The 21931-nt window shown below is 74.8% G+C and carries 20 protein-coding genes; 8 read left to right on the top strand and 12 right to left on the bottom strand.

Annotated elements, in window-relative coordinates; all coding sequences use genetic code 11:
* The 3 genes from LE181_RS28985 to LE181_RS28975 all read left to right on the top strand — a co-directional run.
* The coding region (locus LE181_RS28985; protein WP_225664481.1) for an ABC transporter ATP-binding protein/permease at positions 1-1822 on the top strand (1822 nt) is incomplete at its 5' end.
* Positions 1823-1829: 7 nt separating this feature from the next.
* Positions 1830-2504: a hypothetical protein gene (locus LE181_RS28980; RefSeq protein WP_225664480.1), complete on the top strand. Its 675-nt coding sequence runs from the start codon at positions 1830-1832 to the stop codon at positions 2502-2504.
* Complete coding sequence (locus LE181_RS28975) at positions 2501-3475, top strand: serine/threonine-protein kinase (RefSeq protein ID WP_225664479.1); 975 nt, start codon at positions 2501-2503, stop codon at positions 3473-3475. Before LE181_RS28980 ends, LE181_RS28975 begins: the two co-directional genes overlap by 4 nt.
* A gap of 33 nt (positions 3476-3508) precedes the next feature.
* Here the strand turns inward: LE181_RS28975 and nirD are convergent, their stop codons facing one another.
* Genes nirD through LE181_RS28955 form a run of 4 tightly spaced genes read right to left on the bottom strand, consistent with a single transcriptional unit; the run spans position 3509 to position 11110 of the window.
* The gene (gene nirD / locus LE181_RS28970; protein ID WP_225664478.1) at positions 3509-5188 is read right to left on the bottom strand and encodes a nitrite reductase small subunit NirD; all 1680 of its coding nucleotides are present in this window, start codon (positions 5186-5188) and stop codon (positions 3509-3511) included.
* Entirely contained in the window at positions 5185-7692 is a 2508-nt protein-coding gene (gene nirB / locus LE181_RS28965) for a nitrite reductase large subunit NirB (RefSeq protein ID WP_263869542.1), read from the bottom strand. Before nirB ends, nirD begins: the two co-directional genes overlap by 4 nt.
* Before the next feature lie 38 nt (positions 7693-7730).
* Positions 7731-8978 (bottom strand): NAD(P)/FAD-dependent oxidoreductase, encoded by a 1248-nt coding sequence (locus tag LE181_RS28960; RefSeq protein WP_225664476.1) that lies wholly within the window; start codon positions 8976-8978, stop codon positions 7731-7733.
* The gene (locus LE181_RS28955; protein ID WP_225664475.1) at positions 8975-11110 is read right to left on the bottom strand and encodes a molybdopterin oxidoreductase family protein; all 2136 of its coding nucleotides are present in this window, start codon (positions 11108-11110) and stop codon (positions 8975-8977) included. Before LE181_RS28955 ends, LE181_RS28960 begins: the two co-directional genes overlap by 4 nt.
* A 191-nt stretch (positions 11111-11301) precedes the next feature.
* Here LE181_RS28955 and LE181_RS28950 point away from each other — a divergent pair, with 191 nt between their 5' ends.
* The gene (locus tag LE181_RS28950; protein WP_225664474.1) at positions 11302-12462 is read left to right on the top strand and encodes a uroporphyrinogen-III synthase; all 1161 of its coding nucleotides are present in this window, start codon (positions 11302-11304) and stop codon (positions 12460-12462) included.
* On the opposite strand, the gene LE181_RS28945 is transcribed toward LE181_RS28950, so the two are convergent.
* Both LE181_RS28945 and LE181_RS28940 read right to left on the bottom strand, forming a co-directional pair.
* Positions 12440-12709: a hypothetical protein gene (locus LE181_RS28945; protein ID WP_225664473.1), complete on the bottom strand. Its 270-nt coding sequence runs from the start codon at positions 12707-12709 to the stop codon at positions 12440-12442. The two genes, LE181_RS28950 and LE181_RS28945, sit on opposite strands and share 23 nt — an antisense overlap.
* 122 nt (positions 12710-12831) lie before the next feature.
* Entirely contained in the window at positions 12832-13203 is a 372-nt protein-coding gene (locus LE181_RS28940; protein WP_225664472.1) for an RNA-binding S4 domain-containing protein, read from the bottom strand.
* Positions 13204-13343: 140 nt separating this feature from the next.
* Here LE181_RS28940 and LE181_RS28935 point away from each other — a divergent pair, with 140 nt between their 5' ends.
* Complete coding sequence (locus LE181_RS28935; protein ID WP_225664471.1) at positions 13344-13892, top strand: hypothetical protein; 549 nt, start codon at positions 13344-13346, stop codon at positions 13890-13892.
* On the opposite strand, the gene LE181_RS28930 is transcribed toward LE181_RS28935, so the two are convergent.
* Together LE181_RS28930 and map are read right to left on the bottom strand one after the other, a co-directional pair.
* A complete protein-coding gene (locus LE181_RS28930) occupies positions 13879-14415 on the bottom strand; it encodes a DM13 domain-containing protein (protein ID WP_225664470.1) in 537 nt (178 codons plus the stop codon). The genes LE181_RS28935 and LE181_RS28930 overlap by 14 nt on opposite strands.
* Positions 14416-14523: 108 nt before the next feature.
* Entirely contained in the window at positions 14524-15291 is a 768-nt protein-coding gene (gene map / locus LE181_RS28925; RefSeq protein WP_225664469.1) for a type I methionyl aminopeptidase, read from the bottom strand.
* A gap of 76 nt (positions 15292-15367) precedes the next feature.
* Between map and LE181_RS28920 the strand changes: the two genes are divergently transcribed.
* A complete protein-coding gene (locus LE181_RS28920; protein WP_225664468.1) occupies positions 15368-15643 on the top strand; it encodes a helix-turn-helix domain-containing protein in 276 nt (91 codons plus the stop codon).
* A 44-nt stretch (positions 15644-15687) separates the two neighbouring features.
* Here the strand turns inward: LE181_RS28920 and LE181_RS28915 are convergent, their stop codons facing one another.
* Positions 15688-16404, bottom strand: coding sequence for a B3/B4 domain-containing protein (locus LE181_RS28915; RefSeq protein WP_225664467.1), 717 nt, complete (start codon positions 16402-16404; stop codon positions 15688-15690).
* A 287-nt stretch (positions 16405-16691) separates the two neighbouring features.
* Between LE181_RS28915 and LE181_RS28910 the strand changes: the two genes are divergently transcribed.
* The gene (locus tag LE181_RS28910; protein ID WP_225664466.1) at positions 16692-17297 is read left to right on the top strand and encodes a hypothetical protein; all 606 of its coding nucleotides are present in this window, start codon (positions 16692-16694) and stop codon (positions 17295-17297) included.
* A 94-nt stretch (positions 17298-17391) separates the two neighbouring features.
* Here LE181_RS28910 and pdxR read toward each other — a convergent pair whose 3' ends face one another.
* Together pdxR and LE181_RS28900 are read right to left on the bottom strand one after the other, a co-directional pair.
* Positions 17392-18873, bottom strand: a complete 1482-nt coding sequence (gene pdxR / locus LE181_RS28905; protein ID WP_225664465.1) for a MocR-like pyridoxine biosynthesis transcription factor PdxR — start codon at positions 18871-18873, stop codon at positions 17392-17394.
* 222 nt (positions 18874-19095) lie between these two features.
* A complete protein-coding gene (locus tag LE181_RS28900; protein WP_225664482.1) occupies positions 19096-20079 on the bottom strand; it encodes a GlxA family transcriptional regulator in 984 nt (327 codons plus the stop codon).
* A gap of 228 nt (positions 20080-20307) precedes the next feature.
* Between LE181_RS28900 and LE181_RS28895 the strand changes: the two genes are divergently transcribed.
* On the top strand, positions 20308-21513 hold the full coding sequence (locus tag LE181_RS28895; protein WP_225664464.1) for a PP2C family protein-serine/threonine phosphatase: 1206 nt from the start codon (positions 20308-20310) through the stop codon (positions 21511-21513).
* Here the strand turns inward: LE181_RS28895 and LE181_RS28890 are convergent.
* Positions 21420-21931 (bottom strand): alpha/beta hydrolase (locus LE181_RS28890; RefSeq protein WP_225664463.1); only part of this gene is annotated, 512 nt, incomplete at its 5' end. The two genes, LE181_RS28895 and LE181_RS28890, sit on opposite strands and share 94 nt — an antisense overlap.

The raw sequence follows: 21931 nt of genomic DNA, 5'->3' as shown, positions 1-21931 counted from the left end.
CGTGGACGTCGGCAGCCACAACGGCACCTACCTCAACGGCCGCGCCGTGCGGCGCGGCCCCGTCGCCCCCGGGGACATCGTCGGCATCGGCCACTCCGACTTCATCCTGGTCGGCGACCAGCTGCAGGTGTTCGTCGACACCGGCGAGGTCTCCCTCGACGTCCAGGAACTCTCCGTCCGGGTCGACAAGGGACGCAAGACGCTCCTGGACGACGTCTCCTTCCCCGTGCGGGCGAAGTACCTGCTCGCCGTCGTGGGACCGAGCGGCGCCGGCAAGTCGACCCTGCTCAACGCCCTGACCGGGCAGCGCCCGGCCGACCGGGGCACCGTGCTCTACGACGGGCGCGACCTGTACCGGGACTACGCCGAGCTCAGGGCGCGCATCGGCCTCGTGCCGCAGGACGACATCCTGCACGCCCAGCTCAGCGTCCGCCGCGCCCTGCGCTACGCCGCCGAGCTGCGCTTCCCCGGCGACACCGCGAAGGCCGAGCGGGAGGCCCGCGTCGACGAGGTGATCGGCGAACTGGGGCTGGAACAGCGTGCGCGCCAGCCCATCCACAGCCTCTCCGGCGGCCAGCGCAAGCGCGTCAGCGTGGCGCTGGAGCTGCTGACCAAGCCGTCGCTGCTCTTCCTCGACGAGCCGACCTCCGGCCTCGACCCGGGCATGGACCGCTCGGTGATGACCATGCTCCGCACCCTCGCGGACGACGGCCGCACGGTCATCGTCGTCACGCACAGCGTGCTGAGCCTGGACGTGTGCGACCGGCTCCTGGTGCTCGCACCGGGCGGACGCACCGCGTTCTACGGGCCGCCCCGGGACACCCTCGACTTCTTCGGCTTCACGCAATGGCCCGAGGCGTTCGAGGCGTTCGAGAACGACCGCGACCGCGACTGGGCGGGCGAATACCGCGCCTCCCCGCAGTACGACCGCTACATCACGGCCGCCAGCGAGCAGCCGCGGCTGGGCGGCGCAGCGGCGGCCCCGCCCGCCCTGGAACCGGTCAAGGCCCAGAGCTGGGGCGCCCAGCTGCGCACCCTGATGCGCCGCTACGCCGCCGCCCTGAGCGCCGACCGGACCTTCCTGGCCATCATGATCGCGCTGCCGTTCGTCATGGGCGCGATGGCTCGGGCCCTGGCGGGCAGCCGGCTCACGGCCGAGTCGGCCATGAACGCGCTGCTGATCCTGTGCGTGGGCGGGGTGCTGACGGGCGCCGCCAACGCCGTGCGCGAACTGGTCAAGGAACGCGTCATCTACCGGAGAGAACGGGCGGTCGGCCTGTCCCGGTCGGCCTATGTGATGTCCAAGGTCCTGGTGCTCGGCCTGATCACGGTCGTCCAGGCGGTCGTGCTGACCCTGGTCGGACTGGCCGGGGTGGACACCGGCGCGCCGGGAGGCAGGGGCGTGCTGCTGCCACCGCTGGCCGAGATCGCCCTGGCCGTGGCGCTGCTGTCGTTCACGTCCATGATGACGGGCCTGCTGGTCTCGGCGCTGGTGCGCAAGGAGGAGGTCACCATGCCGCTGCTGGTGCTCCTCGCCATCGTGCAGGTCGTCTTCTGCGGGGCCCTGCTCAAGCTGCACGGCGTGCCCGGGCTGGAACAGCTGTCGTGGCTGGTGCCCGCGCGCTGGGCCCTGGCCGCGATGGGCAGCACCGTCGACCTCGAACGCCTGGTGCCGGGCAAGGTGACCACCGACCCGCTCTTCGACCACACGGCCGCCGTCTGGCTGCTCGACATGGGCATGATGGTGGTCCTGTCGGTCGTCATCGGCCTTCTGATCGCCCGGCTGCTGCGCCGCCAAGAGCCCGCCGTGATGCGGAAGTGAGCGGCCCATGAGCGCAGCAGCAGGCCCCTACGGCGCCACCCCCCGGACGCCCGGCTTCGACCCGACCCATATCGTGCCGAAGGACGGACTGGACGCCTGGGCGTCCCCCGACCCGACCGTGCCCAGCGTGCCGATGGACCCGCTGCTGCCCGTGCAGCTGCTGAGCCGGCTCGGCGACTGGGGACAGGTGCTGTGCTCCAACGGCTGGTCCGCCTGGGTCGACGCCCGGCTGCTCGTCCCGCTCCCGCAGAACCCGCCCGGGGCGAGCGGCCCGCTCGTGCGCACCGCCGACGCCCGGCGCCTGCTGGCCCTGGCCGAGGAGAGGCTCGGGCAGTACCGGGCCGCGGTGGAGGAGCTCGCGGCCGGCCGCACGGATGCCGGAGCCTTCCACGGCACCACACAGGGGCTGCGGATCGGGGTGGTGGTCGACGGGGAGGCGGTCTGGCTCTACGACGCCGAGCACGACCAGTGGTGCTACTGCGACGGCACGGCCATGACCACCCTCGCCGCGCGGAAGCCGGCCCCGGCCCCCGCCGCATCCCCGGCCCCCGCCGCGTCCGCCGGCTCCGCGGCCGGGGCGCCCCCCGCCGCGCCCGCCCCCGGACCGGTCTCCACGCAGCCCACGCGGCTGAGCGGAGGCGGGCAGAGCCCGCCGCCGCACGGTTCCGGTGAGGGGTCATGACTGCGGATCCGGGTGACTACCCCACCCGCCCGGAAGCCTCGCCCGGCACCGATCCGGCGGCGATGATCGGCCGGCAGATCGGCGTCTACCGGCTGGAGAACGAGATCGGCCGTGGCGGCATGGCGACCGTCTACCGCGCCACCGACCTGCGGCTGGAGCGCACGGTCGCCCTCAAGCTGATGTCCCCGGAGATCGCCCGCAACGAGACCTTCCGCAAGCGCTTCGCGCAGGAGTCGCGGGTGGCCGCCGCCATCGATCATCCGCACATCGTCCCGGTGTTCGACGCCGGGGAGGCCGAGGGCAAGCTGTACATCGCCATGTGTTACGTGGCCGGCCAGGACCTGGCCGCCCTGCTGGCCCGCGAGGCGCCGCTGCCCCTGGCCAAGGCTCTGCGGATCGCCGGCCAGGTCGCGTCCGCCCTGGACGCCGCCCACGCGCACGACCTGGTGCACCGCGACGTCAAGCCGGGCAACATCCTCGTGGCGAAGGGCACCGACAGCGACCACCCCGAGCACGTCTACCTGACGGACTTCGGGCTGACGAAGAAGTCGCTCTCGCTGACCGGCTTCACCCGGGTGGGTCTGGTCGTCGGCACCCTGGACTACGCCGCCCCGGAGCAGATCGCCGGCAAGCCGGTCGACGGGCGCTGCGACGTCTACAGTCTGGCGTGCGTGGTGTTCGAGATGCTGACGGGCACCCCGCCGTTCCGGCGCGACGACGACAGGGCGCTGTACTACGCACACCAGTACGAAGCGCCACCACGGCTCTCCGAGCACCGGCCGGAGCTTCCGGACGGCGTCGACGACGTGCTGACGGCGGCGCTGGCCAAGGCCCCGGACGACCGGTACGACAGCTGTCTGGCGTTCGTGACCGCGCTGCGGCGCGCGGGAGAGGGCCCGCCTCCCCCGCCGGCGACACCCCCGGAGCCGCCGGGCTGGGCGGCACCGGTGTTCCCCGAGCGGGCCCCGTGAGCGGGCCCGGCCGGGGAACGGGTGCCGGGGCGTTCACACGCGCCGGGCGTCGCCCCGCAGGTAGACCGCCCAGGTGAGGCCCAGGCACAGCAGGTACAGGGCGAGGAAGGCGAGGTAGGCGGTCTCGCCCGTGCCCTGGGTCAGGAACGCCTGGCGGAAGGCGAGGTTGATCAGCACGCCGCCGAGGGCTCCGACCGCCCCGGCGATGCCCATGAGCGCGTTGGCGTGCCGGTGGGAGCGTTCCTCGGCGGTCCGGGCGTCCGTTCCCTGCGCCGTCCAGCGCTGTGCGGCGCGGCGGAAGATGCCCGGGATCATCTTGTACGTCGAGCCGTTGCCGATGCCGCTGAAGAGGAAGAGCAGCACGAAGCCCGTCAGGAACAGCGGCAACGAGCCGCGCTGCGAGGCCAGCAGGACCAGCGCGGTGCTCACCGCCATGGCGGTGAAGTTCCAGAAGGTGACGCGCGCGCCGCCCCACCGGTCGGCGAGGAGGCCGCCCACGGGCCGGACGAGGGAGCCGAGCAGCGGCCCGAGGAAGGTCAGCGAGGCGGCCCGCAGGGGGGTGGGGAAGGCGTCCGGGAACTGCACGAGCAGGACTTGGCCGAAGGCGAATCCGAAGCCGATGAACGAGCCGAAGGTGCCGATGTAGAGCACGGACATCGCCCAGGCGTGCGGGTTGCGGCTCACCTCGCGCAGGGGCCGGCCGTCGGGGCGGACGCGGGCGAGGTTGTCCATGCGCAGGGCCGCCGCCACGGCCACCAGGACGATCAGCGGCAGGTAGACCAGCGGGACGATCCGGGGGTGGCCGGCGCCCGCGGCGGTGAGGACCAGCAGGCCGAGCAGCTGGACGGCGGGCACGCCGAGGTTGCCGCCCCCGGCGTTGATGCCCAGGGCGCGGCCCTTGAGGCGCTGGGGGTAGAAGGTGTTGATGTTGGCCATGGAGGAGGCGAAGTTGCCGCCGCCCAGGCCCGCGACGGACGCCACGAGGAGCAGGGTCGTGTAGGACACGCCCGGCTCCAGCACCCAGGCGGTGAGTCCGGCGGGGATCAGCAGGGCGAGGGCGCTGACGACCGTCCAGGTGCGGCCGCCGAAGACGGCCACCGCGACGGTGTAGGGCAGCCGGAGCGTCGCTCCGACGAGGGTGGGCACGGCGGTGAGCACGAACTTGCCGGCCGGGTCGATGCCGTACTCGGGCCCGAGGAAGAGCACGAGGACGGACCACAGGCTCCACACGGAGAAGCCGATGTGCTCGCACAGGACCGAGTGGACGAGGTTGCGGCGGGCGACGCGGGCGCCGGTGGTCTCCCAGAAGACCGGGTCCTCCGGCCGCCAGTCGTCGACGCGCCGGGGACGGGCCGCGGCGAGGCGCACGGGCCACACAGGCAGCGCGGCGGGGGCGGCGTCCGGGGCGGCGTCCTCGTCGAGGCAGGCGCCCGAGCGCAGGTCGAAGACCTGCTTGTACATGGGCGAGACCACGACGGGCACCCCGCCGCGACTGCCGATGATGCCGCGGGAGATGACGTGCGCCCCGCTGAACGGGTCGCGGTTGTCCACCGCGTAGACCTCTCCCCCGCGGTCGCGGAAGAGCGCCACCTGCCGGCCGTCGACCAGGACGGTCACCCCGCGGCCGGGCAGGAGGTCGTCGTAGCCGCAGACGGCCGTCCAGCCGCCGCCGGCGTCGATCTCGACGGTGCGTGCGTCGTCGGCGGTGCTCATGGCGTGCCCACCTCTGCCAGTTCGTGTGCGCGGGCCGGGCGGATCTGGCCGCGTTCGGGCAGGAAGCGCACGGTGGGGTCGGGGGTGCCGGGGGCGTTGGCGAACGAGACGAAGCGGCGGAGGCGTTCGGGGTCCTCCAGGGTGGCGCGCCACTCGTCCTGGTAGGTGCTGGTGTGCCGGGCCATCAGCGCGTCGAGTTCGGCGCAGATGCCCAGCGAGTCGTCGACGATGACGTCCCGGAGGTGGCCGAGGCCGCCCTCCAGGCGTTCGACCCAGGGTGCGGTGCGTTCCAGGCGGTCGGCGGTGCGGATGTAGAACATCAGGAAGCGGTCGATGGTGCGGATGAGGGTGGCGTGGTCGGCGTCGGTGAGGAGGAGGTCGGCGTGGCGGGGGGTCATGCCGCCGTTGCCGCCGACGTAGAGGTTCCAGCCGGCGGAGGTGGCGATGACGCCGAAGTCCTTGCTCTGCGCCTCGGCGCACTCGCGGGCGCAGCCGCTGACCGCGGCCTTGATCTTGTGCGGGGAGCGCAGGCCGCGGTAGCGCAGCTCCAGCTCGATGGCGAGGGCCACGGAGTCCTGGACGCCGTAGCGGCACCAGGTCTGCCCGACGCAGGACTTCACGGTGCGCAGGGACTTGCCGTAGGCGTGGCCGGACTCGAAGCCGGCGTCCACGAGGCGGCGCCAGATGAGGGGGAGCTGGTCGACGGTGGCGCCGAACATGTCGATGCGCTGACCGCCGGTGATCTTGGTGTAGAGGCCGAAGTCGCGGGCGATCTCGCCGATGGTGATGAGGCCGGCGGGGGTGATCTCGCCGCCGGGGACGCGGGGGACGACGGAGTAGGAGCCGTTGCGCTGGAGGTTGGCGAGGAAGTGGTCGTTGGTGTCCTGCAGGGCGGCCTGTTCGCCGTCGAGGATGTGCACGGAGTTGCCGAGCTCGGGGTTGAGGGTGGCGAGGATGGAGCCGACGGCGGGCTTGCAGACGTCGCAGCCCTCGCCGCCGCGGCCGTGCTCGTCGAGGAGGCGGGAGAAGGTGGTGATGCCCTTGACGCGGACGATCTCGAAGAGTTCGGCACGGGGGTGTGCGAAGTGCTCGCACAGTCCGCGGTCGACGGGGGTGCCGAGCGAGGCGAGTTCCTCGCCGACGATGGTGCCGATCATCTTGACGCAGGATCCGCAGCCGGTGCCGGCCTTGGTGCAGCGCTTGACGGCGGCCACGTCCGTGCAGCCGCCGTCGGTGACCGCGGCGCGCAGGGTGGCCTTGGAGACGTTGTGGCAGGAGCAGACGACCGCCTCGTCCGGCAGGGTCGGCGGGCCGGGCGGGCCGTCCGCGGAGGCCGGCAGCACGAGGTGTTCGGGGGGCGTGGTGAGGGGGGTGCCCGCCGCGGCGAGCGGCCGCAGCACGTCGAAGGAGTCGGTGTCGCCGACGAGGACCCCGCCGAGGAGGCGGCCGTCGGGGCCGACGACCAGCTTCTTGTACACGCCCTCGCGGCTGTTGGCGTACAGCACTTCGAGGGCGCCCTCGCCGGTGCCGTGGGCGTCGCCGAAGCTGGCGACGTCGACCCCGAGGAGCTTGAGCTTGGTGGCGAGGTCCGCGCCGGTGAAGGCGGCCGCGTCGCCGGCGAGCGCGGCGGCGGCGGTCTCGGCCATGGCGTAGGCGGGGGCGACGAGGCCGTAGACGCGGCCGTCGGCGGCCTGGGCGCACTCGCCGATGGCCAGGACGTGCGGGTCGGCGGTGCGGCACGCCTCGTCGACGACGATGCCGCCGCGCTCGCCGACGGGCAGCCCGCAGGCGCGGGCGAGCTCGTCGCGGGGGCGGACGCCCGCCGAGAAGACGACGAGGCCGGTGTCGATCCGGCCGCCGTCGGTGAGGGTCATGCCGCTGACGGTGCCGTCGGCGCCGGCCTCGATGCCGGCGGCGCCGGCGCCGGTGTGCACGGCCACGCCCAGTTCCTCGATCTTGCGGCGGAGCGTGGCGCCGCCGCCCTCGTCGACCTGGACGGCCATCAGCCGGGGCGCGAACTCCACGACGTGGGTCTCCAGGCCCATGGCGCGCAGGGCGCCGGCGGCCTCCAGGCCGAGCAGCCCGCCGCCCACGACGGCCCCGGTGCCCACCGCGCCGGCGCGGGCGCGGATCGCTTCGAGGTCCTCGATGGTGCGGTAGACGAAGCAGCCGGGGGTGTCGTGGCCGGGGACGGGCGGCACGAAGGGCCGGGAGCCGGTGGCCAGCACGAGCGCGTCGTACGGCACGGTGCGTCCGGAGCGGGTGGTGACGGTCCGGGCCGTGCGGTCGATGGCGGTGGCCGGGTCGTCGAGCGTGAGGTCGATGCCGTGTTCGTCGGCGAAGCCGGGCGGCCACAGGGACAGTTCGTCGGCGGTGGTGCCGGTGAACCAGGAGGTGAGCCTGACCCGGTCGTAGGCGGGGCGCGGTTCCTCGGCGAGCACGGTGATCCGCCAGGCGGCCGGGCCCCGGCCGACGAGGGCCTGGAGGAAGTGCTGGCCGGCCATGCCGTGGCCGATGAGCACCAGATGCGGGTGGTGGTCCCTCACGGGGAGGCTCCTTCCGTCATGAGCAGGTGGAGGGGGTCGGGCGGTACGGGCTCGCCCCGTTCGCAGGCGTCGGTGAGGTCCCCGAGCGGGGTGAGGTCGCCGACGAGGAGCGCGCCGACGAGCTCGCTGCCGCGCAGCACGAGCTTCTTGTAGGTGCCGCGGGTGGCGTCGGCCAGGCGGACGCTGTCGGTGTCCGGACCGCCCCCGCCGGTGCAGTCGCCGAGCGCCGCGACGTCCAGGGCGCCGGCGCGCAGCCGCAGCCGGGCGAAGGAGCCGCGGTAGCGGGCCTGCGGACGGGCTCCGGACAGGCGGGCGGCGAGGACGTCGGCCTGTTCCCAGGCCGCCTCGGCGCGGCCGTGGACGGTGCCCCGGTGCTCGGCGCAGTCGCCGATGGCGTACACGCCGGGGGCGGAGGTGGCCAGGCGGTCGTCGACGACGATGCCGGTGCGCACCGGCAGTCCCGCGGCCCGGGCGAGGGCGGTGCGGGGGCGGACGCCGCAGGCGAGGACGGCCAGGTCGGCGTCGTGGCGGCTGCCGTCGGCCAGTTCGGCCCCGGTGACGCGCCGCCCGCCGTGCAGGGCGGTGACGGCGTGGCCGGTCCGTACCCGTACGCCCGCCTCTTCGAGGCCGCGGCGCACGGTGGCGGCGGCCCCGGCGTCCAGGTGGTGTTCCATCAGGTGCGGGGCCCGGTGCAGGAGGTGGACGGGCAGGCCGCGGGCGGCCAGCGCGAGGGCGGTGCCGACGCCCAGGACGCCGCCGCCCACGACGACGGCCCGGCCGGCGTGCCGGGCGTCCTCGCCGAGGCGGGCGCAGTCGTCGAGGGTGCGCAGGGTGTGCACGCCGCGCAGGGGCGCGTCATGGCCGGTGCCGGGCGTCCCGTGCGGGTGCAGGCCGGCGGGGAGGACCGGTTCGGCGCCCGTGGCCAGGACGAGGACGTCGTAGGGGGCCGTCTCGCCGGTGGAGGTGCGCAGCGTCCGGACGGCCGGGTCGAAGGCGACGACGTCGGTGGCCCGGTGCACGGTGGCGGTCCCCGTGGGGAGGGCGAGGCCGGCGGGGGCGTAGCGGCCGGTGAGGACGCCGGTGAGCAGGGTGCGGTTGTAGGGTGCCCGGGCTTCCCGCCCGTACAGGGTGATGCGGACGGTGCCGGGCGGTGCCTGGGCGAGGGTCTGCTGGGCGAGGCGGGCCGCGGCCATGCCGGCTCCGGCGACGGCGATGCGCAGCGGCCGCGCGGTGCGGGGCGTCATGACCGCTCCCCGGTGGGGGCCTTCTCCACCCGCACGGCGCACACCTTGAACTCGGGCATGCGCGAGACGGGGTCGAGTGCGGGGTTGGTCAGGGTGTTGGCGCGGCCGGCGCCGGGCCAGTGGAAGGGCATGAACACGGTGTCGGGCCGGACGGCGGTGGTGACGCGGGCCGGTGCCGTGGCCCGTCCGCGGCGGCTGGTGACGGTCAGCTCGTCGCCGTCGGTGACGCCCAGGCGGGCTGCGAGGCGGGGGTGCAGCTCGACGAAGGGCCCGGGTGCGGCGCGGTGGAGGGCTGCGGTCCGGCGGGTCTGGGCGCCGCTCTGGTACTGGGCGAGGACGCGGCCGGTGGTCAGGCGCAGCGGGTAGTCGGCGTCGGGTTCCTCGGCGGCGGGCCGGTGGCCGGCGTCGGCGAAGCGGGCGCGGCCGTCGGGGGTGGCGAAGCGGTCGAGGAAGAGCCGGGGCGTGCCCGGATGGTCCGGCGGGTCGTCGGTGGCGGGGCAGGGCCAGAAGACGCCGTTGTCGGCGGCGATGCGGGAGTAGGTGATGCCGGAGTAGTCGGCCTGGCCGCCGGCCGATGCCCTGCCGAGCTCGTCGAAGACCTCCTCGGCGTCCTCGGGGAACCCCTTGTCGGTGCCCAGCCGTGCGGCGAGGGCGTGCAGGACGGCCAGGTCGGTGCGGACACCGGGGGGCGGGGCGAGGGCGGCCCGGCGCAGGATGACGCGGCCTTCGAGGTTGGTCATGGTGCCGTCCTCCTCGGCCCACTGGGCCGACGGCAGGACGACGTCGGCGAGTTCGGCGGTCTCGGAGAGCACGACGTCGCAGACGACGAGGTGGTCGAGGGCGCGCAGCCGTTCGGTGACGTGGCCGGCGTGCGGGGCGGAGACGACGGGGTTGGAGCCCATGAGGAGCAGGGCGCGGACGCCGCCGGGGGTGCCTGCGGTGTCCAGGAGCTCGTACGCCGACCGCCCCGGTCCGGGCAGGTCGTCGGGGTCGACGCCCCAGACGGCGGCGACGTGGGCCCGGGCGGTGGGGTCGTCGATGGCGCGGTAGCCGGGCAACTGGTCGGCCTTCTGTCCGTGTTCGCGGCCGCCCTGGCCGTTGCCCTGGCCGGTGAGGCAGCCGTATCCGGAGCGGGGGCGGCCGGCCCGGCCGGTGGCCAGGCACAGGTTGATCCAGGCGCCGACGGTGTCGACGCCCTTGCTGTGCTGTTCGCCGCCGCGGGCGGTGAGCACCATGCCGGTGGGGGCGTCGCAGAACAGGGCCACGGCCTGCCGCATGTGTTCCACGATCACGCCCGTGATGCGTTCGACGCGCTCGGGCCAGTGCGCCATGGCCACGGTGCGGGCGCGCTCGTAGCCGCTGGTGCGGTCGGCGACGAACGTCTCGTCGACGCGGCCGTCGGCGATGACGAGGTGGAGCAGGCCGAGGGCGAGGGCGAGGTCGGTGCCGGGGCGGGGCCGCAGGTGCAGGTCGGCGAGTTCGGCGGTGCGGGTGCGCCGCGGGTCGACGACGATCAGGCGCCCGCCGGCCTCGCGCAGGGCGCGCAGGTGGCGCACGGCGGGCGGCATGGTGTCGGCGGGGTTGGCGCCGACGAGGACGAGGCAGCCGGTGCGGGCGACGTCCTCCAGCGGGAAGGGCAGCCCGCGGTCGAGGCCGAACGCCCGGCGCTGGGCCGCGGCGGCGGAGGACATGCAGAACCGGCCGTTGTAGTCGATGTTCGGGGTGCGCAGCACGACGCGGGCGAACTTACCGAGGAGGTACGCCTTTTCGTTGGTGAGGCCGCCGCCGCCGAAGACGCCGACGGCGTCGCGTCCGTGGCGTTCGGCGGTGGCGGCCAGGCCCCGGGCGGCCCGGTCGAGGGCCTCGGGCCAGGTCGCCTCGCGCAGCCGGCCGGTGCGGCGGTCCCGGACCAGGGGCGTGGTCAGCCGGACATGGGCGGAGAGCACCGCGGCGGCGTTGTCGCCCTTGCCGCACAGGGCGCCTTCGTTGACGGGGAAGTCCGGGCGCTCCTCGACGGCCACGGCCGGCTCGCCGGGGGCGGCCGGGGCGACGGGGCGCAGCCGCATGCCGCACTGCAGGGAGCAGTACGGACAGTGGGTGTCGGTGGGGGTGGGGGACGGGGCGGGGGCCATGCCGGTAAGCGTCGCGCCGGGCCGTTACGCCGGTGCGACGGTCGTGTTGCGGGGGCCGCACATGCCGCGCACCCGGGCGGGGGCGGGATGTGCGCGGCACGACACGTGGCCGTATACGGAGAGGCCGTGGGCTTACGTCCCCGTGACGTGCGCGCAACCGCGTCTTAACGACGCTCCGCAACCCTCTGCCCATGAGCACAGCACCACCCGGGGCACTGGTCGGTTTCACCGTCGGCGTCACGGCGGACCGGCGCCGCGACGAACTGACGGCCCTGCTGCAGCGGCGGGGTGCCACGGTCGTCGCCGCGCCCGCCCTGCGGATGGTGCCGCTCTCCGACGACCGCCTGCTGTACGAGGCCACCGAATCCGCCCTGGCCGGAGGGCTGGACTACGTGGTGGCCACGACCGGGGTGGGCTGGCGGGGCTGGATGAGCGCGGTGGAGGGCTGGGGCACGGGCGGCCGCCTGCTGGCGGCGTGCCGGGAGGCGGTGCTGGTCAGCCGCGGGCCGAAGGCCGCGGGCGCGCTGCGCGCGTGCGGGCTGCGCGAGGCCCACGCTCCGGAGTCGGAGGCCCTGGACGACGTCCTGGCCTGGCTGCTGGCCCGCGATGTGCGGGGGCGGCGCGTCGCCGTGCAGGAACACGGCGCTCCGCTGCCGGAGTTCACGGCGGCGCTGCGGGCGGCGGGTGCCGACGTCGTCACGGTGCCGGTCTACCGGTGGGGCCCGCCCGAGGACCCGGCGGCGCTGCGCAGGCTCGCCGAGCAGACCGTACGACGGGAGGTACACGCGCTGCCGTTCACCAGCGCCCCCGCCATCGACGCGTTCCTGACGGCCGCGGAGTCGTGCGGGCGCCGGGCGGAGGTGCTCGACGCCCTGCGCGGGGACGTGCTGCCGGTGTGCATCGGCCCGATCTGCGCCCGGCCGCTGCTGAGCGCGGGGGTCCCGTGCGTGTGGCCGGAGCGCGGCCGGCTGGGCTCCCTGGTCCGCACCCTCGCGCGCGAGCTCACGGACCGCTGCCGGCGCGAGCTCGACACCCCGGACGGCCCGCTGGTGCTGCAGGGCACGGCGGTCCTGGCCGGCGGCCGCACCCTGCTGCTGCCGCCCCTGCCGGCGGCCGTGCTCCGGGCGCTGGCGGAACAGCCGGGCACGGTGCTCAGCCGCGCCGACCTGCTGCGTCGCGTGTGGCCCGGCCCCGCCGGACAGCACCCGGACGGGCACGCCGTGGAGGCGGCGGTGGCCCGCCTGCGCACGGCCCTGGGCCCGTACGCGCACCTGGTGCGCACCGTGACCAAGCGCGGCTACCGCCTGACGGCCGTGCCCGCGGTGCTGCCTAGTGGGGCAGAAGGCCCGTGACCTGGGTGAGCAGCCCGATGACGGGGTCCAACGGCCCGCCGGCCTGCTGGTACGGGCCGCCCTGTCCTTCGTGACCCTCCATGCCGCCCTGCTCCTGCCCCTCCTGGCCGGCGGATCCCTCGTCCGGGCCGGGGGCGAGCAGCTGGGAGGCGAGAACACCGGGCGCGGACACGGCCGAGGCGGCGCCCGCAGGGAGGAGGAGGGCCGCGGCGGTGAGAACGGCGGCGGCTGCCATGCGCTTCGTCATGCCCGCCCTAACGACCGATCCCTGTCACAGACACGACTTTTCGCCCCTTTTCGATCCCGCGGCGCAGCTCCGGACCGTACGGTCCGCTTCGGCTCGTACGGTCCGACCGGGCGGCCCGTCCCTCAGTGCCCGCGCAGCTGTTCCATCTCGCGGCGGTCGCGCTTGGTGGGGCGGCCCGTGCCGCGGTCGCGCAGGCCGGCCGGGGCCGCGGCCTCGCGCGCGGGCGGGGGCGGGGAGTTGTCGAGGAAGCATGCGGCGGCCACGGGCGGGCCGACGCGCTTGCGGACCAGGCGCTGGACGACGACGATCCGCTCGCGGCCGGCGTGCCGCAGCCGGACCTCGTCCCCGGCCTTGAGCGTCTGGGCGGGCTTGGCCCGTTCGCCGTTGACGCGGACGTGGCCGGCCCGGCAGGCCGAGGCGGCCATCGAGCGCGTCTTCGTGAGCCGTACGGACCAGATCCAGCTGTCGACCCGTACCGTCTCCTGAGTCTCCATGCCTGAACCCTATGCCAGGCGGCACAGGTGTCCGATAACCGCTTCCGCGGGCAGGTCCGCACCAGGGCCGTGTTGACTTCTCCGCCACCCGGTGCAACTCATGACGTGTTCACATCACACCCCACCAAGGGAGCACGTCGATGCCCACCTCAAGCGGTCTGGACAGACGACGCAAGCGGACCCTGACGAGCCTGGCCTTCGTCGCCGCGCTGGCGAGCGGCGGCACCGCACTCGGCGCACCACCGGCCGCGGCGGCCGACCCCGTGTCCGTCGACTACACCTGCACCGGCCCCGGCGCCCCCGACGGCGCCCAGCCCCTGCAGGTCACGATGACGGCCCCGGCCACCGTGCCGCAGGGCGGCACCGCCGACCTCACCGTGGAGGTCACCACGGCACTGACGGTGCCCATCGGCGTCCCCGCGAACGGCGTGACCGGCGAGATGGAGATCACCCTCGGCGGCGCCGGATCCGGCAGCGTGACGGCCACCGGGTTCACCAACCCCGGCCGCATCCCGAGCGGTTCCACCGTCACACTGACCGGCGGCGTCGCGTCCGTACAGCTCGATGCCGCCGGTACCGCCACGTTCGCGCCGGGCAACGCCTCGGTCCACGTCTTCGGCGTGACCGTCGCCTGCACGGTCTCCGGCAACGCCCCCGTGGCCGCGTCGACGGAGGTCACGCCCGCGTAGGCGCCAGCGGTGCCGCACCGAAGGAGACGTCGAAGCGGTCGCACCAGATGCTCACGCTGGTGTAGCGGTTGAGGTCGAGGCCGGCGGGCAGGGCGTAATTCTGGTCGCCCTTGTTGCCCTTGAGCTTGCCGAGGCTGACGTGAGCGCCGTCATCGAACACGTACCAGCCGGCCCGGCCCTGCTTCACCGGGGCGTCCGTGATCAGGACCCGCAGGTCCGGGCCGTTGCTGGTGTCGAGGTTCTCCAGACGGAGCGTGCGGCTGCCGTCCGGGAGCTGCAGGATCCGCACCCTGCCGCTCGTGGTGTGCTCGTGGCTGATCAGTTCGCCGGCCGCCAGGGTCCGCACCCCGCCCGACGGCGCCCCCGGGCCGCCGGTGGACACCGGGGCGGACTCGCGCACCGTCTCGTCGACCCAGAGCTTCCAGGGCTGGAACCAGTACACCCCCACACCCACCGCCAGCACGCCCAGCGCCAGTACCACCATGACGATGGGCCTGGTCAGCAGCCGTCGTACGCGTCCCATTTCCGCCTCCTGAAGCCGTGCTCCGCTCTCACCCGTTGAGAACACCCGGCGGGCCCGGCAGGATCCGGAAATCCGATGACGAAAGTCTTACGGCGGGGGCGCGGAGGCTTACAACAGGGTGAGGATGCGCGGCCCGTCCTCGGTGATGGCGACGGTGTGCTCGACGTGCGCGGCGCGGCTGCCGTCGACGGTGCGCAGGGTCCAGCCGTCGGGGTCGACGCGGTAGTCGTCGCGGCCGCCGGCCATGAGCATCGGTTCGATGGCCAGGACCAGCCCGTGCTGCAGGCGGAATCCGCGGTGCGGCCGCCCCGCGTTGGCCACGTGCGGCTCCTCGTGCATCCGGCGCCCGATGCCGTGCCCGCCCAGGTCTGCGGGAAGGCCCCGGCGAGCGGCACGGGCGACGCCCCCGACGGCGTGCGAGATGTCCCCGACACGGTTGCCGACGACCGCCGCGGCTATGCCGGCGTCGAGCGCCTGCCGGGTGGTCTCGATGAGGGCCAGGTCGGCCGGGTCGGGCGTGCCGACGGTGAAGCTGACGGCGGCGTCGCCGGCCCAGCCGTCGAGGACGGCACCGCAGTCGATGCTCACCAGGTCGCCGTCGCGCAGCCGGTAGCCGTCGGGGATGCCGTGCACGATGGCGTCGTTGACCGAGGCGCAGATGACGGCGGGGAAGGGCACGGGGGCGAACGAGGGGCGGTAGCCGAGGAACGGGGAGGTCGCCCCGGCGTCGGCCAGCACGTCCCGCGCCACCCCGTCCAGCTCCTGCAGGGTGACGCCGACCGCCGCGGCCTCCTGTACGGCCGCCAGGGCCCGGGCCACGACGCGGCCCGCCTCGCGCATGGCCTTCAGGGCCTCGTCCGTCTTGATCTCCACCATGTCTGCCGACTCCCCACCCGAGACGTACGCACAAGACGTACGCGCCAATTCTTATACCGGTATTAGTATCACGGTCATGGTGAGAACTCCTTTGACCCCGTGGGAGCGACAGCGCGGCGAGCGCCTGGGCGCGCTGCTGCGGGAGGCGCGCGGCGACCGCAGCATGGTGGAGGTGGCGGCCCGGGCCGGGCTGTCCGCCGAGACCCTGCGCAAGATCGAGACGGGCCGGGCTCCGACGCCCGCCTTCTTCACGGTCACCGCCCTCGCGAGAACGCTGGGCCTGCCCCTGGACGCCCTGGCGGACGCGTGCGTCGAGGGGCTGGACCACGGCGAGGAGCCGATGACGGCATAGGCGTTACGGGGGGCGGGGCGTCCACCCGCCCCCCCCCCGCGGGTTCAGCGCACCAGCCGTGCGGCGACCGCGGCCCCCGGGCTGCTCGCGACGAGCGCCTCTCTCAGCGCGTCCCCGGCGGCGGTCAGTTCGGCGTCCCCCAGCGGGCCGAGGGCGTCCAGGACGAACACCGCCCGGGTCGTGGCGAGCGTGAGGCGGGTGCGGGTGCACTGCCGCCAGTTCCAGCGGCGGCAGGTGACGCCCTCGTCGTCGCGCCAGACGACCTCGCCGGGCGGGCAGTGCTCCACCACCGCCTCACCCCCGGCCGTCGTCACGAAGGGCTCGTCGCCGGTGGCGCGGACCAGCCGGGCCGGTCCGGCGTAGTGGTCGAGGTCCTCGCCGCCGAGCGGCACGACATGGGCGACGGAGATCGCGTTGTAGAGGTCGGTGAGCCGGTCGACGCGCGGCAGCCCGGCCCCGGCGCGGCGCAGCAGCGCCTCCGCGCTGGGCCGCGTGCGCTGGGGCTTGGCGCCGAAGGAGCGGAACGCCTCGCGCCAGGCGGCCAGGTGCGGGTGGTCCTCGGCCGGCAGCTCCGCGAGCCACTCGCGCGCGGACCGTTCGGCGGCGGCGAGCACCTTCTCGCTCGTCTCGTCGCTGGGCCCGGGCTGCAGGCCCTCGGCGGCGAGCACCAGGGCGCGGTAGTCCGGCCGCAGGGCGCGCACGGCCGGATCGATGGTGACGGTGTCGAGCCATGCCTTGATGTCGGCGCTGTCGGATGCCATCAGGTCTCCCAGGTCAACGTGATGCACTGCAAAGTTCTCTACACTGTACCAATGGGGGGTGCTCGGCGCCCCGCTCCCGCGCGATGCCCGCCGGCGCCCTCCAATGACCTGCCGCGTGGCAGCAAGCTGCCACCGCCCCACCCATTCCACCAATGGCCGTAGTGAGGCCGGGCCGCCTGTGGCACTCTTCCCCCGCGAGACCGAATACGACGAACTTTGTTCCACTGTCAACTGCTTTTTGCTCACTTCAGGGAAACGCGTGAGCATGTCGAGAGGACCGGTGTGCATTGAACAGATTCCGTCAACTGTGGCGCGGCCGTGCGGCGATGGGGACCGTGCGCCGCAGGTTCGCCGCCCTGGCAGGGGCCGTCGCAATGATCGCGACGGTCCTCACCGGCGCGGCCACCGGCACCGCGACCGCTGCGACCGGCGGCGCGGCGAAGGCCGCGGCGGGCGGGTGGTCCTGCTCCGGGGCGCCCGTTCCGGACGGGTACGTCATCACCAACTACGACCGCAACGGCTGCCGGGGCGCGGGGGCCTGGTACCAGGAGCCCGTGCGCGACGGAATATGGACCTGCTCGGGCTCGCCGATCGTGGCCGGCTACGTCATCACCAACCACAACCGCCTCGGCTGCAACGGCATCGGCTCCTGGTACCACGAGCTCGCCCGTGACGGCCGGTGGACCTGCGGCGGCTCCCCCATCCCGCCCGGCTACGTCGTCACCGGCTACAACCGCACCGGCTGCGACAACGTCGGCGCGTGGTACCACCAGCTCGTGCGCAACGGCATCTGGACCTGCCCCGGTTCGCCCATTCCGCCCGGTTACCGCAGCACCACCTACTCGGCCGGCGGCTGCAACGGCATCGGCGCCTGGTGGACCGTGCGCGCCTGACCCCGGTCACGGCACCCGCGACGACCACCCGGATCCCCGAAGGCACCGCGCACTCCCCGCGGTGCCTTCGGCACGTCCGCGCCCGCCGCCCCGCTCAGGGCGGCGGCGGCAGCGCTTCGCACAGGGCGTTCAGCGCGCCGGCGAAGGCGTGTTCGGGCGGGGTTCCGTAGCCCACGACCAGACCGTCACCCGGTACGCCCGTCGCCTCCCCGTGCCGGTACAGGTCCAGACCCTCGACGGCCAGCCCCCGCCGGGCCGCGGCCTGGACGACGGACCGTTCGGTGCCCGGCGGCAGGCCGAGCACCGCGTGCAGCCCGGCCGCAATGCCGGTGACCCGCACATGCGGGGCGCGCTCGGCGAGCGCGGCGACGAGCCGGTCGCGCCGGCGGCGGTACATCCGGCGCATGCGGCGCACGTGGCGGTCGTAGGAGCCCGACGCGAGGAAGTCGGCGAGCGTCAGCTGCTCCAGGGAGCTCGCCCAGGACTCCCGCTCCCCCTTCCGCTCCAGCACCGCTTCCACCAAGTGCCCCGGCAACACCATCCAGCCCAGGCGCAGGGCCGGTGAGAGGCTCTTGCTGACGGAGCCGATGTAGACCACGCGTTCCGGGTCGAGGCCCTGTACGGCCCCGACCGGCTGGCGGTCGTAGCGGAACTCGCCGTCGTAGTCGTCCTCCAGGACCACTCCGCCCTCCGCGCGCGCCCAGTCGATGAGCGCGGCCCGCCGTGCGGGGTGCAGCGGGCCGCCCGTGGGGAACTGGTGCGCGGGGGTCAGCAACGCCGCCGCCGCGCCGCTGCCCGGCAACTCGCGGACCTGCGCCCCGTGTTCGTCGATGGGAAGGACGGGCGTGTCCCGTCCGGCGGCCGTGAGGAGGGAGCGGTGGAAGCCCAGGCCGTACGACTCCACGGCGACGGCGCCGTCGATGACCTGGCCCAGCAGGCGCAGGGCGTTGGCGAAGCCCGAGCAGACGACGATGCGGGCGGGGTCGGCCCGGACGCCGCGGGCCCGGGCGAGGTATTCGGCCACGGCGTGGCGCAGTTCGGTGCGGCCGCGGGGGTCGCCGGGGCCGAAGGCTTCGTGGGGTGCGGCCGCCAGCGCGCGGCGGGCCGAGGCGAGCCAGGCGGTGCGGGGGAAGGCGGAGGCGTCCGGGGTGCCCTGGACCAGGTCATGGACGGGGCGCCGGGGGCGGAAGGAGGTCGCGGGCCGGCGCGGCCGGCCGGAGTGCGTGGGTTCCGCGCGGTCCGCGACGCGGGTGCCGGAGCCCTGGCGGGCGGTGAGCCAGCCTTCGGCGACGAGTTCGGCGTACGCCTCGGCGACGGTGTTGCGGGCCAGGCCCAGGTCGGCGGCGAGCGTGCGGTAGGGCGGCAGCCGGGTGCCGGGGGCGAGCCGGCCCGTGCGGACGGCGTCGCGCAGCGCGCGCATCAGCGCGCCGCGGCGGCCGCCCGGCCCGTCGGAGAGCTCCAGGTGCAGGTCGCCGCCCTTGCCGCCGCCGGGCCCTCCCCCGGCCCCGCCGCGCACCGGCGCTTCTCCCGCACCGCCCACCGGCGCCGCCTCCCCCGGATTGACCTTCGATTCCATCCGTGAATTGCACCATGGAACCGTGGTCGAGCCGCGAGGAGCGGATCTGGACCAACTGGACACGCACACCTGCGATACCCGCAGCGCGGGCGAGAGCGCAGGCGGCCCTCGCCCCGACGGGGGCGGTGACCGTACTGACCGACGGAAGGCCCCCGGGACGGAGTGACGCGGGCGCGGCCGTGGAGCGGAGCCGGCCCTGCCGGCGTCAGGCCCTGACCGGCGTCAGCCCCGCCGGAACCGGTCGCGGTAGGCGGCCGGTGACACACCGGCCTCGCGGACGAAGGCGCGGCGCATCGTCTCGACCGTGCCGAAGCCGCACTGTGCGGCGATGGCGTCGACGCTGTCGGGCGTGCTCTCCAGCAGGGCCCGCGCGGCGGCGACCCGGGCCCGTTCGACGTAGGCCCCCGGGCTGGTGCCCACCTGCTGGCTGAAGAGCCGGCTGAAGTGCCGTCTGCTCATGCCCAGCCGGGCGGCCAGCGCGGGCACCGACAGGTCGTCCGCGGGACGGGCGTCGATGGACTCGACGAGCTCGCGCAGGGCGCCGCCGCGCGGCGGCTCGGCGCGCAGCCAGGTGCTGAACTGGGACTGACCGCCGGGCCGCTGCATGAAGACGACGAGGAACTTGGCGACTGCCCGGGCCAGTTCGGGGCCGAAGTCGTCCTCCAGCAGGGACAGGGTGAGGTCGATGCCGGCGGTCACGCCGGCCGAGGTGACGACCGTGCCGTCGCGGACGAAGATGGCGTCGGGTTCCACGGAGACGGCCGGGTAGCCGGCGGCCAGTTCGGAGCAGAACGCCCAGTGCGTGGTGGCGCGGCGCCCGTCGAGGAGACCCGCCTCGGCCAGGACGAACGCCCCGGTGCACACCGACCCCGTGCGCCGGGCGCCGGCGGACAGCCGCCGTACGTGCCGGACCAGATCGCGGTCGGCCGCGGCCGCGGCGTAGCCCCGGCCGCCGGCCACCATCAGCGTGTCCGGCGGCTTGCGGACCCGGGTGAGGTCCGCGGAGACGCCCAGCGGCGCGTCGGCGGAGGTGGCCACCGGCCGGCCGCCCAGCGAGGCCAGCCGCACGCGGTAGCCGGTCCCCGCCCCGGACGCGGCCTCGGACGCGGCCCGGTCGAAGACGTCCAAGGGACCGGCGACGTCCAGCATTTGCACTCCGTCGTACACGACGATCAGCACGTCGCGCGTCTCCGCCTTGTCCACCATGCCGCTCACAACGGCCATCATCGGCGACCCGTCCGGACCGCACCGCCGAAGATGACGGCGATCACCTTTATGGAGTAATGTCCTTTTTTCTGGGCATAAGACGGTTTGTGCCATGCGGTCCGCTGCGCCCGTCCGCATACGGTCCTTCCATCGCACCGTCCGACCCATCGCGCCGCACGGCCGGTCCGCTTGCGGGCGGACGCGGGCCACCTAGGGTGGGAAACCACCATGAAGCCAGACCCAGGCCGCGACCGGCCGCCCGAGGTGCCTCCCCCGCTGCCGCGCAGCGCGCGCCTGCTCGTCCTGGCCGCCTACACGCTGCTGGGCGTGGCCGTCGTCCTGGATCTGGCGACCAACCCCCAGCTGACGTTCTCCCCCGTCCTCGCCACCGCCCCGGCGCTCGCCGGCGTCGGCGGCACCCGGCGCGCCCGCGTCCCCCTGACCGTCGGCCTGCTCGCCCTCGCCTTCGTCCCCCTGCTCGGCATCGCCGACACCGGTGTGCCGCTCGCCGTCCACCTCACGGCGGGCGCCACCGTCCTGGCCATCACCTGCGTCAGCACCGCCAACGTCGTGCTCGTCGCGACCCGCGAGCGGGAGCTGCTGCACTCGCGCTCGGTGGCGGAGGCCGCCCAGCGCACCCTGCTGCGTCCGGTGCCGGAGCGGATCGACGGGCTGCGGGTGGCGGTGCGCTACCTGGCGGCCGCCGCCGAGGCCCGCGTGGGCGGCGACCTCTACGAGGTGCTGGCCACCCCGTACGGGACCCGGCTGCTCGTCGGCGACGTACGGGGCAAGGGGCTGTCCGCCATCGAGACCGCCGCCGACGTGCTCGGCTCCTTCCGCGAGGCCGCCCAGGTCGAGCCCGACCTGGGCGCGGTGGCCCGCCGCCTCGACGCCACGGTGGTGCGGCGCCGGGCCCGCGAGGAGTTCGTGACGGCCGTCCTGCTGGGCGTGCCCGAATCCGACGGGCCGACGGAGCTGGTGAACTGCGGCCACCTGCCGCCGCTGCTGTGGCGCCCGGGAGGGGTCACGGAGGTGGACACGCCGGTGCCCGACCCTCCGCTGGCGCTGCGGAACCTGGTCGCGGGCCCGTACCACTCCCTCCGCTTCGCGTTCGTGCCGGGCGACCTGCTGGTGCTCTACACCGACGGGGTGACCGAGGCCCGTGACGCGTCCGGCCGCTTCTACCCGCTGACCGAACGCCTGGCCGCCATGCCGGAGCTGTCCCCCGACGCGCTCGTGGACCGGCTGGTCGCCGATCTGCGCGTCCACACCGGCGGCCCGCTGTCCGACGACGCGGCCCTGCTGGTCGTACGGCGCGAGCGACGCCGCTCGGCGGCGCCTCAGGCGCTGCACTCCACGTTCGGCGGCGGCAGCCGGCCCTCGACGAGGAACGCGTCCACGGCCGCGTCGGTGCAGTCCGATCCGCTGGCGTAGGCGGAGTGGCCGGTGCCCTGGCGGACGACGAGGGAGCCCGCGCCCAGGTTCTTCCGCACGGCACGGGCGCCGGCCAGCGGCGTCGCCGGGTCGACGGCGTAGGAGACCAGCACCATGGGCGGGGCGCCGGGAGCCGTGAGCGGTTCGGCCCGGCCCGTCGGGGCCAGCGGCCAGGCGGCACAGTGGTAGAGCGCGGCGGCGACCGTGGCACCGAACAACGGTGACGCCTTCTCGAACTCGGCGAGCTCGGCGAGCAGTTCGGCGGGGGTGCGGGGGCCGGGCTTGTCGAGGCAGTCGACGGCGTTCCTGGCCATGGTGGGATCGACGTCGTCCTCGGGGGCGCCCGCGCCGGGGACCGGGAGCCGCCCGCCTCGCCGCTCCTGCCCCTGGGACTGTTCCTGCACCTGCACCTGCTCCA

It is taken from the genome of Streptomyces sichuanensis (genome assembly GCF_020328095.1).
GTDB lineage: Bacteria > Actinomycetota > Actinomycetes > Streptomycetales > Streptomycetaceae > Streptomyces > Streptomyces cinnamoneus.
Note: the sequence above shows the minus strand (reverse complement) of the source record. Positions and strands in the feature narration are given on the sequence as shown.